The following is a 16,333-nucleotide window of genomic DNA, read 5'->3' on the forward strand; positions in this document are numbered from 1 at the left end:
GCGCCCACCCCCGGGACTGGGCGCCGTACCACCCGCCCCGGCTCCCCTCCCTGGTCGTCCAGGCTCAGCGGGTGATCACCCGGGCCGGGCACAGCACCAGCCTGGACACGGTCGGCCCCGACCTCGCCGCCACCCTGGACCGGGCGCGGGAGAACAACGAGGTGAGCCTGCTGCTGCTGGATCCCTGGGCCGTCGGCCGGGAGCCGTACCGGCAGGTGCTGCGCGAGTTCGACGGGCAGAACCACCCGGTGACCGGTGTCCTGCTGCCCGACGGCGCCGACGACCCGCCGGACGGACCGGCGCGCGCCCAGCTCTGGGAGGGCGTGCGCGAGGTCTTCCCGCGCAACTGGTTGCACCGGTCCGGGCCCGATCCCCTCTTCCGGGTCAGGGTGGCGCGCGAGACCTTCGAAAGAGTGCTGGTCGAGGCCCTTACCACGGCGCAGAACCGCCTGTTGGACCAGATCGACCACGACCCGGCCGCGGTGCGCACGCAGTTCGGGCTCGGGCCGGCGGCTGCGGCCCTTCCCGGGCTCACCATCCCGGCCTGGCCGCCCGTGCCCGTGCCCGCGAGCCCTGCGGGCAGCGGCGGCCCGGCCTCTGCGCCCGTGCCCCCGCGACCGGCCCCCCGGCGCTCCGGGAGCCCCGCCAAGGAGACAGCGAACGATGACCACTGAACAGGTCGCCCTCACGGACGCCGAGTCCGCGGCCCCGACCACACCCGGTACCGGAACCGGCACGGTGGTCACCTTCTACTCGTACAAGGGCGGCACCGGCCGCACCATGGCGCTCGCCAACCTGGGCTGGATCCTGGCCAGCCAGGGTCTGCGGGTCCTGGTGGTGGACTGGGATCTGGAGGCGCCGGGCCTGCACCGCTACTACCACCCGTTGCTGGTCGATCCCGAACTGCACGCCACCGACGGCCTGATCGACCTGCTCCGCGCCTATGTGGACCAGGCGCTTCCCGGCGCCGACGGTGTGCCGGGTGCCGGCCCCGGCGAGTGGCTGGCCGCCCCCGGCCGGCTGGACGGTTACCTCTGCGGCCTGGCGCTCGACCTCCCGGCCGGCGGCCGGCTCGACCTGATGCCGGCCGGGAGACAGAACGCGGCCTACTCGGCCGCCGTGACCAGCTTCAACTGGCGCACCTTCTACACCCGCCGGGACATCCGGGGCGCAGAGTTCCTGGCCATCCTCAGGGAACAGTGGACCGGCTCCTACGACTATGTGCTGATCGACAGTCGGACCGGAGTGAGCGACACCTCGGGCATCTGCACCGTCCTGATGCCCGACACCGTCGTGGACTGTTTCACCCTCGGCGCCCAGAGCATCCGCGGCGGCGTCGACGCGGCCCGGGCCATCGTCGACGCCGACGAGCGCGACATCCGGGTGCTGCCCGTCCCGATGCGGGTCGAGGACGCCGAGCGGGCCGGGCTCGCGGCCGGCCGCGACCTCGCGCACGACGCCTTCGCCCCCTACCTGGACCGATGGCTCGGCCCCGAACGCCGGGCCGAGTACTGGCGGGACGTCGAAGTGCCGTACAAACCGTTCTACGCGTACGAGGAGGTGCCGGCCACCGTCGTCGACCGGCCGCAGCAGGACCGCAGTCTGCTCGGTGCCTTCGAGCGGTTGGCCGGATGGCTCACCGACGGCCGGGTCCGTGCGCTGCGCCCCGTCCCCGACCGCGCTCGCCGCCGCCTCTACGCCGCCTATCTGCGCACCGGCCGCACCCGCTCCCGACAGGTCTGCGTCAGCTACGCGCCCGGCGACCGGATCTGGGCCGAGTGGGCCGCCGCCGTCCTGGCCGGCTTCGGCTACCTGGCCACCCTGCACAGCGCCGGCGCGCCGCTCGAGCCCGGTCCGCCGGACCGGGCTCCGCTGCCCGAGGCGGCGGGGCCGCTGGACGGCGACGGGAGGGTGCTCGTGCTGCTCTCGCCCGAGTACGCCGCCCTGCCACGCGGCCGCGAGCTCTGGCGCCGGCTCACCGGGGCCGGGGAGGAATCCGGTTCGGGCGCGCTGCTGGCCGTCCGCCTCACCGGACCGCAGGGGCCGCTGCCTGCACAGTCCCCCGCACAGACCTCCGCGCCGCTGCCCGCGCCGTTCGCCGGCCACCGGGTCGTCGAGCTGGCCCGGGGACCGGCGGCGGCCGCCGAGAACCAGCTGTTCGAACTGATCGGCCCGCCGCCCGGCGCCGGCCGATGGCTGGACACCGGTGAGGAGGCCACGGTCGTACCCGCTCGCTTCCCGGTCGACCGGCCGGTGCTGTGCGAGCTCCCGCCGCAGCTGGCGGCCTTCACAGGGCGGGGCGGCCTGTTGGAGGCCCTGCGCGACGGTCTCACGACCGGCCCGGCCGTCGAGCCGGTCCAGGTCCTGTACGGGATGGGCGGGGTCGGCAAGTCGCAGACCGCGGTCGAGTACGCGTACCGTTTCGCCCCCGGCTACGACGTCGTCTGGTGGGTCCCGGCCGAGGACCCGGCCGGCATTCCGCAGCGGCTCGCCGAACTCGCCCCGGGCCTCGGCCTGGAGAACGACGGCGACGTCGTCCGGTCTGCCCACGCGGTGCTCGACGCACTCGGCCGGGGCCGGCCGCACCGGCGATGGCTGCTGATCTTCGACAATGCCGGGGACCCGGAGCAGCTGGCCCCTTGGCTGACGGCCGCCGGCGCCGACGGGCACGTTCTGGTCACCTCGCGGGACCGGCGCTGGGCCCGGCACCGGGGCCGGACCGAGGTGGATGTCTTCGACCGCGCTGAGAGCGTCCGGCTGGTTCGGCACGTCAACACCGGGGCCACCCGCGCCGAGGCGGAGCGGATCGCCGAGCTGCTCGGCGACCTGCCGCTGGCCGTCGGACAGGCCGCCGCCTGGCTCCAGGAGACGCCGATGCCGGCGTCCACGTACGCCGACCTGTTGGACGAGGCGCTGACCGAGATCCTCGACCGGCCGGTGCCGGCCGGCACCGGGGAGCAGCCCGGATCGGGTGAGCCGGGCGGGCAAGGTACGGAGGACCGTTTCCGCCCGAACGTCACCGCTGCCACCTGGCGGATCGCCGGCCGGGACCTGCGCCGGATCAACGCCCCGGCCGCCCGGCTGCTGGAGGTCTGCGGCTTCCTCGGCCCGGACGCCATCCCCATCGGGCTGCTCTACAGCGCCCCGGTGGCCGAGGTGATCGGCCTGCCTCAGGGTGGTTCGGACGACCGGATCGCCGTCGGCGAGATCCTGCGCACCGTAGACCAGTTCAACCTGGCCCGCTACGACCGGGCTGCCGGCACACTCGGCGTGCACCGGATCGTCCAGGCGCTGCTCCGCGACCAGGTGGTCGAGGTCGACCGGGAACGGGTTCGGTCCGCGGCCCGGAGCGCGCTGGCCCTGGCCGACCCGGCCGATCCGGACGACCCCGCGACCTGGTCCCGGTACGCCGAACTCCTGCCGCACCTGCGGCCGTCCGGCGCGTCCGACTCCACCGACCCGGCGGTCCGGCAGTGGATCGTGCACACCGTCCGATACCTCTGGCACCGCAGCCTGCACACCGTCGGCCGGGACCTCGCCGAACACGCGCTCGCCCGCTGGCGGGACGCGGCCGGACCGGGCGTCGAGGACGACCTGACGACCCTCCGGCTGCGGGTCCAGCTCGGCAACATCCAGCGGAGCCTCGGCGTCGTCCGGGACGCGTACGAGACCGACCGGGACGTGCTGGTCCGGTTGCGGGCCGCACTCGGTCCGAACCACCCGTACACCGTCGCCGCGGCCGGCAGCCTCGGTGGCGACCTGCGTCACCTCGGCCGCTACCGGGAGGCCCGCGAGCTCGACCGGGAGACCCTGGCCACCGGACTGCGGGTGCTCGGACCGGACCACCCGCGGACCATGATGGCTGCCAACAACCTGGCCGTCTCCACTCTGCTCGACGGCGACGTCGCCGAGGCGCTCGACCGGCTCGCGCAGTCCCATCAGCGGGAGTACGAGGTGCTCGGCCCGCGCAGTCGCTACACGCTCAACGCGGCTGCCACACACGGCCGGATGCTCCGCGAGGCCGGCCGGTTCCCCGCCGCGCTGGAGCTTCTGGAGACCGCCGTCGCGGAGTGTCGGGAGGCCTTCGGCGAGGAGCACGACGACACCCTGCGCGCCCGCCGCTACCTCGGGGCCACCCTGCGCCGCCTGGGCCGGTACCGGGAGGCGCTGGACAACGACGAGGACGTGCACCGCCGGCTCCTCCGCCGCAACGGCGCCGGTCACCCGGACACGGCCGCGGCCGCCGGGAACCTGGCCGCCACCCTCGGCGCTCTCGGCGAGTTCGGCCGGGCCGTACCGCTCGCCGAGGAGGCCCACCTCCACCACCTCGACCGGCTCGGCCCGGCGCACCCCACCACGGCCACCACGGGCGGGAACCTTGCCGTGCTGCTTCGCCGGGCCGGACGCACCGAGGAGGCCCGGCGACTCTCCGGCGCGGCGCTGGCCACCCTGCGCGCGGCGCTGGGCGACCGGCACCCGTACGTCGGCCTCGCCCTGGTCAACCATGCCCACGACTCCGCCCTGGCGGGAGACCGGGCCGCCGCCCTGGCCCTGGCGGAGGAGGCCCACGGGTTGCTGTCCGGGCGGTTGGGCCCGGACCATCCGGACGCCCTGGCGGCGGCCGGCTGCCTGGCGCTCGCCCTGGCGGCTGCCGGGGCGGGGGAGCGGGCGGCTGTGACGGCAGAACGAGCTCTCGGACTGGCCCGGCAGGCGTTGGGCCAGGATCATCCGGTGACCCGGGCGCTCGCTGCGGGGGACCGGCTGGACGGGGAGGTCGAACCGCCGCCAGTGTGAGCCCGGCGCCGCTCCGCCGGGCGGCCGTGCGCCGGGCAGGTGTCGCGATGCGACCGCCGAGCGGGTGAACTTCGGCGCGATCTCGCGGCCTGCCGGGGGTAGCGGTGCGAACGGCGGGTCCGATGGGACGGCGCCGCCGCTGCGGTGGCACTACATTTGGGGCGAGGAGGCCGGGACTACTACCCGGCATCGGCAATCTCTAATCCCCTTCGTGGAAGAGAATCGAACATGACATCCGCACTGGACGCCCGCCCCACTGTTGAACTGACGCATCGTCAGGACACGTCCGATCGGGCCAGTCTCGCAGATCTCGCCGAGCTCGGGACGGCGGACCTCGACCGGCTGATCCGACGCGCACTGCCCGGGGCCGATTCAGGCCTCGTGCCGGTCGCTGCCTTCAACTCGTCCATCTGACCAGCCGATCCATCGTCGTCTCCGGCTGAAACCGAGCTGAACCCGAATGGCCATGACGCGCAATCCGCTGCCTTTCACGCAGTTCGTGGTGAAGGTCCACAGTCGGTGCGATCTCGCCTGCGACCACTGCTACGTCTACGAGCACGCTGACACCAGCTGGCGGTCCAGGCCGAAGACCGTCGCCGACGCCGTCCTGGCCAGGGCCGCCGAACGTGTCGGCGAGCACGCGGCCACGCATCGGCTGCCGTCCGTCCGGGTCGTCCTGCACGGGGGGGAACCCCTGCTGGCCGGCCCGGAACGGCTGCGGCGCGCCGCCGAGGAGTTCCGGGCGGCCCTGCCGCCCGGCTGTTCCCTCGACCTGCGGATCCACACCAACGGTGTGCTCCTGAGCCCCGCCTTCTGCGACCTCTTCGCCGAACTGGACGTCAGGGTCGGGATCTCGCTGGACGGCGACCGTGCCGCCAACGACCGCCACCGGCGCTACGCCGACGGCCGCTCCAGCCACCCGCAGGTGCTCCGCGCGGTGGCGCTCCTCCGCCGACCCGAGTACCGGCACCTCTACGCGGGCCTGCTCTGCACCGTCGACGTCGAGAACGACCCGGTCGCCGTCTACCGGGCGCTCGCCGAACTCGAACCCCCGGCCGTCGACTTCCTGCTCCCGCACGCCACCTGGGAGCAGCCGCCGAAGCGCCCCGCCGGACGTGGTCCGGCCCCGTACGCGGACTGGCTGCTCACCGTCTACGACCACTGGGAGGCGGACGGCCGCCCGTTCGCCGTCCGGACCTTCGACTCCGTCCACCGCACCCGGCACGGACTCTCCAGCCTCACCGAGTCGCTCGGTCTGGAACCCTCCGCCCTGGTGGTCCTGGAGACCGACGGCACCTTCGAGCAGGCCGACAGCCTGAAGACCGCGTACGACGGAGCCCCCGCCACCGGGTTGGACGTCTTCACCCACAGCCTCGACGAGGTCGCCCTCCACCCCGGGATGGCCGCCCGGCAGACCGGCCTGGCCGGACTCGGCGCGACCTGCCGGGCCTGTCCGGTGGTCCGTTCCTGCGGGGGTGGTCTGTACGCCCACCGGTACGGCGGCGGCAGCTTCGACCACCCGTCCGTCTACTGCGGGGACCTCATGAACCTGATCAACGGCATCGCCGACCGGTCCGACGGCCCCGACCGTCCGGGTGGTCCCGACCGTCCTGGCGGTCCCGGCGCCACCGTCCCCGCGGCCCTGCCGGTGCAGGCCGGCGCGCCGGAGGTGCCGGCCGGGCTCACCGGGGCGCAGCTCGACGAGCTGGCCCGCGGCCACGGCGGAGCGGACACCGTCCGCGCCCTGAACCGTTCCCAACTCGCCATCACACGCGCGATGCTGGCCGCCGTGCGGAGCACCTCCGGGCTGGCCCGCTCGGCCGCCTGGGAACTGCTCGCCGAGCTCGACTCGGCCGCGCCCGCCGCGGTGGACGCGGTGCTCGCCCACCCCTACGCCCGCGCGTGGGCCGCCCGGCGGCTGGGCGGCGACCCGGCCGCCGGGCTCGGGCCGCTGGCCGGGCTGGCCGCCGCCGCCGCGGTCCGGGCCGGGCGCGGGGACGCCGTCGCCGTCCCGCTCCGGGACGGCGCGCTGCACCTGCCCACGCTCGGCCGGCTGGACCTCGGTGCCGGGGCCCGCGAAGCGGTGGTCACCGGCGGGGCGCGGGGGTTCGCCGTCCGCGCCGACGACGGTTCGTCCGCCCGCCCCGGTGAGGGGGACCCGCGCTGGCGGCCGGTCCGCCGGGTCGCGCTGGCCGGTGGTTGGACGCTCGCCCTGGAGGACGTCGACCCGCAGCGGGACAGCCACCAGTGGCCGGTCTCCGACCGGTTGGACGATCCCGAACTCACGGCCTGGAGCTGGGCGTTGCGGGAGGCCGTCGAACTGCTGGACCGCGACCTCCCCGAGTACGCCGTCGGCCTGCGGGCCGGCCTGACCACCGTCACCCCGTTGCGTCCGGGCCCGCCCGGCAGGGACGTCAGTGCCGCCGCCCGGCAGGCCTTCGGCGCGGTCGGGATCGCCCGCCCGGCGACCGCGCCCACCCTCGCGCTCCTGCTGGCGCACGAGTTCCAGCACGTCAAGCTGGGTGCGGTGCTCGACCGGGCGGACCTCTACGACCCGGCCGACACGGGGCTGTACGACGCTCCCTGGCGGCCCGACCCGCGCCCGTTGGAGGGGCTGTTCCAGGGCACCTACGCCCATCTGGCGGTGACGGCGTACTGGGGGACGAGGGTCCGGGCCCACGACGGTCTGCCCGGTTCGGCCGCCGACCACGCCCGGGCCCAGTTCGCGCTGTGGCGCCGGTACACCGCCGAGGCGGTGGAGCGGCTGGCCGGCTCCGGCTCGCTGACCGCCCTCGGCCTGCGCTTCGCCGAGGGCATGGGAGCGACCGTAGGCCCCTGGTCGGCCGTCCCGCTGCCGCGGGCAGCCGAGGAGGCCGCCGACCGGGCCCGCCGGGACCGCTCGCCGACGGTGGCGGGCTGACCGCCCGGTCGGTACCCGGCGGTGCCCGGTGCCCGGCCTGCCGGGTGCCCGGCCCGCCCGAGGCCCAGCCCGCCCGACGCCCGGCCCGTCGGACGCCCGGCGCACGCCGGGGCCCGGACGCCGGGCGCCGGTGCCCCGTTCCCAGCCGCGCCCCCGCCCACTACCCTGGCCGCGGATCCCCCGTCCGTGGCCGTCACCCCCGGGACATGCCATGACCACCGAGACCCGCGTCGCCGTCGCCCCCGCGACCGTGACCGCCCCCACGACCGCCCCCGTGACCGCCCCACCCCCGCACGTCGTGACCGCCGGTCGCGCGGCGCCGGCCGACGCGCCGCCGCCGACCCGCGACCGGCTCGCCCGCCGGTTCGCCGCGCTCGGGGTCCGGCCGGGCGGCGTCCTGCTCGTACAGGCCTCGCTGCGGGCCCTCGGCCCGGTCGACGGCGGCGCCGCGACCGTCACCGACGCCCTGCTGGACGCCCTCGGCGGACCGTCGCACGGCACCCTCGTCGCCTACACCGCGACCCCGGAGAACTCCTCGACCTCCCGCCTGCACCTGGCCGCCGTGGCCGGACTCACCGAGGCCGAGGCCGCCGCGCACCGGGCCCGGATGCCGCGCTTCGACCCGGCCACCACGCCCTGCTCGCCGACCGTGGGCGCGCTCTCCGAGGAGATCCGGACCCGGCCGGGCGCCCGCCGCAGCGCCCACCCGCAGACCTCCTTCGCCGCGCTGGGCGCCCGGGCCGAGGAGATCGTCCGCCGTCACGACCTCACCTCCCACCTCGGGCCGGACTCCCCGCTCGGCCGGCTGTACGAGCTGGACGCCCGGGTGCTGATGATGGGTGTCCCGATGTCCCGCTTCACCGCCTTCCACCTGGCCGATCTGCGGATGCCCGGCGTCCGGCTGCGCGAGTACCGCTGTTCCGGCCCCGACGGCTGGGTCACCTTTACCGCGCCCGACCTGGACGACCTCCACTTCGCGGAGCTGGGGGCCGAAGTGCTCTCCCGTGCAGCGGGGCTGACGGAGCGCCGGATCGGCGGCGCGGACTGCCGGCTGGTCCCGGTGCGCGAGGCCGTCGACCTCGCGGTCGAAGCGCTCCGGGAACTCCGCGGCCGGTAGGCGGGGTGGCACCCGCCGGGGATTCCCGGGCAGCCACCGGGCGCGCCACCGGAAAGGCCACCGACCGAGCCCGGAGCGCCCGGAGCGCCCGGAGCGGACAGGCCGGCGAGGCGTCAGGGCGACAGGCGGTGCAGGTCGCGCGGGAAGAGGGTGCTGGACCGGATGTTGTCGGACCGGGTGAGCCGGGCGGTCCACCGTTCGAGGCCGAGGGCGAACCCCCCGTGCGGCGGCATCCCGTGGGCGAAGGCGCTGAGGTAGCCCGCGTACGGCTCCGGGGACTCGCCGCGGGCCGCGAGGGCGGCGAGGTAGTCCTCGTGCCGGTGCAGGCGCTGCCCGCCGGTGACGAGCTCCAGGCCCCGGAACACCAGGTCGAAGCTGTTGGAGTACGCGGGCCGTCCCGGCTCCGGGTGGGTGTAGAACGGGCGCTTGCGCATCGGGTAGCCCACCACGAACAGGAACTCGCTGCCGTGCTCGCGCAGCGCCCACGCGCCGAGCTCGCGCTCGTGGGCGGGGGAGAGGTCCGGCTCGTCGGCGCCCAGCACGCGCATGGCCTCCGCGAAGTGGATCTGAGGGATCTCCGCCGGGACCTCCGGGAGGTCCACCGCCAGTGCGCCGACCGCCCCGGCGGCACGCGAGGCCACGGCGGCGACCATCCCGGCGACGGCCTCGCGGACGACGGCCATCACCTCGCGGTGGTCGGCGATGAAGCCCAGCTCGGCGTCCAGGCTGGTGTACTGGGCCAGGTGGCGGGCGGTGTCGTGCGGTTCGGCCCGGAAGACGGGACCGGTCTCGTAGACCCGTTCGAAGACCCCGACCATGGTCTGTTTGAAGAACTGCGGGGACTGCGCGAGGTAGGCCCGCTCGCCGAACCAGTCCAGGGCGAAGACGTTCGCCCCGGACTCGGTGGCCGAGGCGACCACCTTCGGGGTCTGGATCTCGGTGAAGCCGAGGCCGTCCAGCGTCGACCGGAAGCCGGCCACCGAGGCGGCCGAGATCCGGTGGACGGCGCTGAGCCGCGGGTGCCGCAGGGCCACCGGCGCGTGGTCCAGGACGACCGGCAGCGTGGCCGGCACCGTCGGCCGGAACAGGCTGAACGGCGGGGGTTCGGCGAGGCTGGACAGGACCTCGATCTCCGGCGAGGTGAGTTCGACCCCGGCGGGCGCCTGGGAGTTGACGGTGACCGTCCCCCGAATGCGCAGGACGGTCTCCTCCGGGTAGTCGGCGCCGTTCCCGGCGGTCACGACCTGGGCGAGACCGGAGCGGTCCCGGAGGACGAGGAAGGTGACGGACTTGAGCCCGCGGCGGCGGTGCAGCCAGCCGCTGACTTCGACGGATTCGCCTACGCGGCCGGGTAGTTCCGCAGCCAGGACGCGGGTCGTCGGGTGGATCATCGCAGCCCTCCAGGGGCGTTGCCGTGATCCCTTCGGAGTGCGGGCGAGAAGGGGCAACTCGCGGTGCCACCGCACTTTCGCCGGCACCCCGGAGGGCGCCGGCCTCGTTCTGGCCCGGTGACGGGGGCCGGCCGACGGGGCATTTCCTCCCCGCACTCAGGAGTGTCTTCCCTCCGGGGCGTGAGGCCGCCTTCCCAGCTGCCGGCGGCTCTCTCGGCCCACGGTGACCCGGGGGTACTCGTCTCCGTCCACGTGTTCCGTCGAGGGTAGGTCGGGTCGGCCGCCCCCGGCAACGCGTTTCCCCGGCACGGCGTCTCCCCGGTGCCGACGGCCTCCCGGGCGCCGCGGCGCGCCTCCGGGCAGCGTGGCGCGTCGCCGGGGTCGTCGGGGGTGGGCGGGGTCGTCGGGGGTCGTCGGGGTCGCCGGGGGTGGGCGGGGGTTGTCCGGCGTCACCGGACGCCGGACAAGTGCTCCGGCCGCCCGCGCGTGCGTGCGACCGTGCGCCCCCGGTCGTTTCGGTCATGTCAATCCGGGTGGCCCTTCGTGCTATTCCCATGCCCCCCGGGTCGTTCCTACACTGAAGCCCCGCGAACGGGGACGCGAGGGGGAGCGGTTGCCGGGGGGCCAGGGGGAGGCGCGTGTGAACGACCATGGCTGGGACGAGGACGCGGCCCGGCCGTACTTCTTCCTCAGTTACGCGCACACCCCGAAGGCGGGCGCGCGCGGCGCCGGCGACCCCAACCACTGGGTCCGCCAACTCTACCGGGACCTCTGCGAGGCGGTGCTCCAGCTCACGGCCGTGCCCGCCGGCGTGCCGGTCGGCTTCATGGACGAGTCCATGCACCAGGGCGAGCTGTGGGCCGAACGGCTCTCCGAGGAGCTGGCCGCCTGCCGGGTGTTCGTGCCGCTCTACTCGCCGCGCTACTTCAACAGCATCCCGTGCGGCCAGGAGTGGCACTCCTTCACCCGCCGCCCGGTCTACCCGGCGACCATCGACGCCGAGCGGACCAGCGGCATCGTCCCGGTCCTCTGGGCGCCGATGAGCCGCTACAAGCTGCCCAAGGTGGCCGGCGAACTCCAGTTCAACCACGCCAGCTTCGGCCCCGACTACGCCACCGAGGGCCTGTACGCCCTGATGAAGCTCAGCTACTTCCGTTCCGCGTACGAGCTGGCCGTGCACCGGCTGGCCGCGCGGATCGTCGAGGTGGCGGAGGAGACGGTCATCCCGGTCGGGCGACCGCTCGACTTCAACGCCCAGCCAAGCGCCTTCGACGTCGCCGCGCCGACCAAACGCCTGCGGATCTCCGTCCTCTCGTACCACCGGAGCGAGGTGCCGGCCGACCGCAACCCGGACTACTACGGCACCCGCCGCACCGACTGGCACCCCTACCGGCCGGTCGCCAACCGCCCGCTCGCCGAGCACGCGGTGCGCCTGGCCCGGCAGCTGGGGTTCCAGCCGACCGTGCACGAGTTCGACGAGGAGGCCGAGGCGCTGCTCGGGGGCGGCGAGCCCACCGCCCCCGGACTGCTGCTGCTCGACCGCTGGGCCCTCTGCGACGAGCAGCGCCGCGAGCTGGTCCGGCGGTTCGACCGGTCGGACTCGGCCTGGGTGAGCGTGCTGGAACCCTGGAACGCGGACGATCCCGACTGCGTCGAACACCACCGCGACATGGCCGACCTCGCGGACCAGGTCCTGCGGTTGACCCACCGGGCGGCGCGCCCCAGCTTCCTCGGCGTGCTCGGCGGTACCCCCGGACTGGCCAGCCTGGAGGAGTTCGACGACGCGCTGCCCAGAGCCGCGATGAAGGCCAAGTACGCCTTCGAGGGCCGGACGAGGACCGAACCGGACGAGCCGCCGACCCCCCGCCCGAGCCTGCGCGGCGCGTTCCGGCCGCAGGGCGGACGGGCCGGCCCGGACCGGTACGGCGGGGACCCCTTCGGACCGGACGAGCCCTTCGGTGACGACGACCACCCAGCACGCCAGAGAGGCGACCGCCCGGACGACGGGACGCCCGGGGGAGGAACCACATGAGCGAGGACCGCACCAGGAACCTCCGCATCGGAGGGCTCACCGCCGAGGCGCTCGCCGCCCAGCGCGAGGCGGAGCGCGACCGGCACGGCCGGATCATCACGTTCTACTCGTACAAGGGCGGCACCGGCCGCACCATGGCGCTCGCCAACACCGCCTGGATCCTGGCCGCCAACGGCTTCCGCGTGCTCACCGTGGACTGGGACCTGGAGGCGCCGGGCCTGGCCAAGTTCTTCCACCCCTTCCTCGACCAGGCCGCCCTCGCCGGCACCACCGGGATGATGGACCTGATCGCCGAGTACCGGGAGGAGGCGCTGCGCCCCGTCGAGCACGCCGAGGGCTGGCACCTGGACTTCGCCCGGGTGCACCCGCACGCGCTCTCGCTCTCCTGGCCGCTCTTCCCGCCCGGCGGTAGCCTGGACTTCCTCTCCGCCGGCCAGTTCAACCGGGACTACTCCGAGGCCGTCACCCACCTCGACTGGGACATCTTCTACGACCGTTTCGACGGCGGGCAGTTCTTCGACGCCCTGCGCGCCGACATGAGCAAGCACTACGACTACGTGCTGATCGACTCCCGGACCGGCCTCTCCGACATCGCCGAGATCTGCACCGTCCAGATGCCCGACGACCTGGTCGTCTGCTTCACCCTCAGCGACCAGTCCATCGACGGCGCCTCGCGGATCGCCCAGCACATCCACGACCGCTACCGCGAGCGCGGCATCCGCATCCTGCCGGTGCCGATGCGGATCGACGAGGGCGAGAAGGAGAAGGCCGACGCCGGCCGGGCGCTCGCCCGGATCCGCTTCGACGGCCTCCCCGCCGGCCTCGACGGCGACGAACTCGCCCACTACTGGGGCTCGGTGGAGATCCCGTACCGGCCGTTCTACGCCTACGAGGAGATCCTCGCCACCTTCGGCGACCAGGGCGGCGCCCAGACCTCCATGCTGGCGGCCTGTGAGCGGCTCACCTCGGCGATCACCGAGAGCCGGGTCCGCTCGCTGCCGGCCGTCGACGAGGAGATCCGCCTCCGGTACGTGGACGCCTTCACCCGGCGCCGCCCGTCCGTCCCGGCCGACCTCTACCTCTCGTACGTCCCCGAGGACCGGATGTGGGCGGACTGGATCGAGTCGGTGCTCACCCGGGCCGGCTTCCGGGTGCTGCCCCGCGACCTCAGCGCCGGCGCCGAACCGCGCCAGGACACCGAGCGCGGCATCGACGCCGCCCACCGGACGGTCGCCGTCCTCTCGCCCGCCTACCTGCGCTCGCCGCAGGCCCGCGCGCTCTGGGAGTCGGTGGTCAGCTCCGACCCGTCCGGCACCCGCCGTCAGCTGGTCCCGGTCCGGGTCGGCGACGTCCGGCTCACCGCGCCGTTCTCCAACCGCAACCCCGTCGACCTCGTCGGGCGCGACGAGGCGCAGTCCGTACAGACCCTGCTCCGCGCGCTCGGCCGCGGCGACGTCGCCCTCGCCGAGGCCCCGGCCGGCGGCCCCCGGTTCCCCGGCAGCAAGCCCCAGGTCTGGGACGTCCCGCCCCGCAACCCCTCCTTCACCGGGCGCTCCGCCGTCCTGGAGCAGCTCCGCAACCAGCTGCGCGGCGGCATGGCGGCCGTCCTGCCCACCCCGCAGACCCTCTACGGGCTCGGCGGCGTCGGAAAGACCCAGGTCGCCCTGGAGTACGCACACCGCTTCATGTCCGACTACGACCTGGTCTGGTGGATCGACGCCGAACAGACCGAACTCGTCGCCCCCGCCCTCGCCGACCTCGCCCGCCGACTCGGCCTGCGCGTCGGCGACTCCGTCACCGAAGCCGCCGAAGCCGCCCGCGAGGCGCTGCGCCGCGGGGTGCCCACCTCGCGCTGGCTGCTGATCTTCGACAACGCCGACGAACCCACCGAGATCCGCCGCTTCTTCCCCGGCGGCTCCGGCCACATCCTGGTCACCTCCCGCAACCAGGCCTGGTCCGGCCACGCCGAGGCCCTGGAAGTGGACGTCTTCACCCGCGGCGAGAGCGTCGAACACCTCTGCCGCCGCGCCCGCGGCCTCTCCCGCCCCGACGCCGACCGCGTCGCCGAGGCGGTCGGCGACCTGCCGCTCGCCGTCGAGGTCGCCGCCGCCTGGCTCGACACCACCGGCACCCCGGTCGACACCTACGTCGCCCAGCTCCAGGCCGAAGCGGCCCGCGCCCTCGCCGGCACCCGCCCCGCCGACTACCCCACCCCCGTCGGCGCCACCTGGAACGTCTCCATCGCCCGGCTCCGCGAGCAGTCCCCGGCCGCCGTCCGGCTGCTCCAGCTCTGCGCGTTCTTCGCGCCCGAGCCGATCTCCATGAACCTCTTCTACAGCGACCAGATGATCCGTGCGCTCGTCCAGTACGACGCGGACCTGAGCGACAAGTTCATGCTCGGCAAGGTGATCCAGGCGATCGGCCGGTACGCGCTCGCCAAGGTCGACGCCGGCACCAACAGCTTCCAGGTGCACCGCCTCGTCCAGGCCGTCATCCGTGCCGAGATGACCGACGACGAGCAGGAGGTCGCCGTCCACGAGGTGCACCGCATCCTCACCGGCGCCCGGCCCTCCCTCGGCGACACCGACGACCCGGCCAACTGGCCCGCGTTCGACGAGATCTGGCCCCACCTGTCGCCCTCCAAGGCCCACAACTGCGACGAGGCCGACACCCGCCAGCTCCTCATCGACCGCGTCCGCTACCTGTGGAAGCGCGGCGAGCTCGACCGCGCCCGCGACCTCGGCCACGCCCTCGACGACGAGTGGACCCGCAAGCTCGGCGAGAACGACCGCCAGACCCTGCTGCTCCGCTTCCAGCTCGCCAACGTCCTGCGCTCGCAGGGCAACTACGCCGAGGCCCTGGCCCTGGACGAATCGACCCTGGAGCGTCAGCGGGCCCTGCTCGGCGAGCACCACCCCTACACCCTGATGACGGCGGGCTCCCTCGGCGCCGACCGCCGGGCCCTCGGCCGGTTCCAGGCCGCCCTCGACCTCGACCGCGAAATCCTGGACCAGTTCCGCGAGTTGTTCGGTGACGACAACCCGCGCACGCTCTCCATGGCGAACAACCTCGCCATCGACTACCGCCTCGTCGGGGACAGCGAAGCCGCCCGCGAACTCGACCAGGAGACCCTCGACCGGCGCACCGCGGTGCTCGGGCCGCGCCACCCGTACACCCTCTCCACCAAGTCCAACCTCGCCCGCGACCTGCGGGAACTCGGCGACTACCAGGGCTCGGTGGAACTCCTCCAGGAAGTCACCAACGACCTCGGCGGCGTCCTCGACCCGGACCTCCCGGAGAACCTGCGCAACGCCAAGTCCCTGGCCGTCTCCCTGCGCCGGATCGGACAGCTGGCCGAGGCCCGCCGGATCACCAAGGAGACCTACGAGCGCTACCTGGAGCGGTACGGCGCCGACGCCCCGGACGCGCTGGCCTGCGCGCTCAACCTGGCCGCCGACCACAGCGCGTCCGGCGACAAGGAGACCGCCCGCGACCTGTGCGCCACCGTCTACGAGGGCCACCGCCGACTGTTCGGCGACGAGCACCCGTTCTCCCTGGCCTGCGCGAACAACCTCGGCATCTACCTGCGCGGCAGCGGCGACGTGCCCGGGGCGATCGCCCGCGGCCTGGCCACCGTGGACGGCCTCACCCGCTCGGTGGGGCCGGACCACCCGTACACCCTGATCGCGATGATCAACCTGGCCAACGCCCACGGCGACGACGGTCGGACCGACCTCGCCGAGGAGCTCGGCCGCGCCGCGTACGAGGGCCTCTGCCGCCGCTACTCGGCGCGCCACCCCGACGCGGTGGCCTGCGAGGCCAACCTGGCCGTCACCCTGCGGGTGGCCGGCCGGCACACCCCGGCCGCCGAACACCGGGCCCGGGCGATCGCCGAGCTGATCCGCCAGTTCGGCGAGGAGCACCCCAACACCGTCGCGGCCCGGGGCTGGAAGCGGATCAACCGCGACCTCGAACCGCAGCCGGTGTGACCGGCCCGGGCGGTGTGCGGGTCGGCCGCACACCGCAGGGGCGCACACCGCCGGGGCCGGCCCTCGCGGAGGCCGGTCGCCGGCGTCGGC

8 protein-coding genes are annotated in these 16,333 nt (G+C 74.6%); 7 read left to right on the forward strand and 1 reads right to left on the reverse strand.

The window, feature by feature from the left end; genetic code table 11:
* The 5 genes from fsxC to ACFWOG_RS12500 form a co-directional block, all read left to right on the forward strand.
* Positions 1-674: FxsC protein (fsxC, locus tag ACFWOG_RS12480; protein WP_380357503.1), on the forward strand; the 674-nt coding region annotated here is incomplete at its 5' end.
* Positions 664-4,794 carry an FxSxx-COOH system tetratricopeptide repeat protein gene (gene fxsT, locus ACFWOG_RS12485; RefSeq protein ID WP_380357506.1) on the forward strand — a complete coding sequence of 1,377 codons (4,131 nt, stop codon included), beginning with the start codon at positions 664-666 and terminating at the stop codon, positions 4,792-4,794. The genes fsxC and fxsT (ACFWOG_RS12485), both read left to right, overlap by 11 nt.
* A 228-nt stretch (positions 4,795-5,022) precedes the next feature.
* A complete protein-coding gene (locus ACFWOG_RS12490; protein ID WP_329883259.1) occupies positions 5,023-5,208 on the forward strand; it encodes a hypothetical protein in 186 nt (61 codons plus the stop codon).
* Positions 5,209-5,260: 52 nt separating this feature from the next.
* Positions 5,261-7,714, forward strand: a complete 2,454-nt coding sequence (locus ACFWOG_RS12495) for an FxsB family cyclophane-forming radical SAM/SPASM peptide maturase (RefSeq protein WP_380357509.1) — start codon at positions 5,261-5,263, stop codon at positions 7,712-7,714.
* 211 nt (positions 7,715-7,925) lie between these two features.
* Positions 7,926-8,831: an AAC(3) family N-acetyltransferase gene (locus ACFWOG_RS12500; RefSeq protein ID WP_329952949.1), complete on the forward strand. Its 906-nt coding sequence runs from the start codon at positions 7,926-7,928 to the stop codon at positions 8,829-8,831.
* Positions 8,832-8,944: 113 nt separating this feature from the next.
* On the opposite strand, the gene aspS is transcribed toward ACFWOG_RS12500, so the two are convergent.
* A complete protein-coding gene (gene aspS / locus ACFWOG_RS12505) occupies positions 8,945-10,222 on the reverse strand; it encodes an aspartate--tRNA(Asn) ligase (protein ID WP_329952950.1) in 1,278 nt (425 codons plus the stop codon).
* A 640-nt stretch (positions 10,223-10,862) separates the two neighbouring features.
* Between aspS and ACFWOG_RS12510 the strand changes: the two genes are divergently transcribed.
* Together ACFWOG_RS12510 and fxsT (ACFWOG_RS12515) are read left to right on the forward strand one after the other, a co-directional pair.
* A complete protein-coding gene (locus ACFWOG_RS12510; RefSeq protein WP_329952951.1) occupies positions 10,863-12,254 on the forward strand; it encodes a TIR-like protein FxsC in 1,392 nt (463 codons plus the stop codon).
* Positions 12,251-16,243 (forward strand): FxSxx-COOH system tetratricopeptide repeat protein, encoded by a 3,993-nt coding sequence (gene fxsT / locus ACFWOG_RS12515; RefSeq protein ID WP_380357513.1) that lies wholly within the window; start codon positions 12,251-12,253, stop codon positions 16,241-16,243. Before ACFWOG_RS12510 ends, fxsT (ACFWOG_RS12515) begins: the two co-directional genes overlap by 4 nt.
* Positions 16,244-16,333: the final 90 nt, after the last annotated feature.

This window comes from Kitasatospora sp. NPDC058406 (assembly GCF_042722765.1).
GTDB lineage: Bacteria > Actinomycetota > Actinomycetes > Streptomycetales > Streptomycetaceae > Kitasatospora.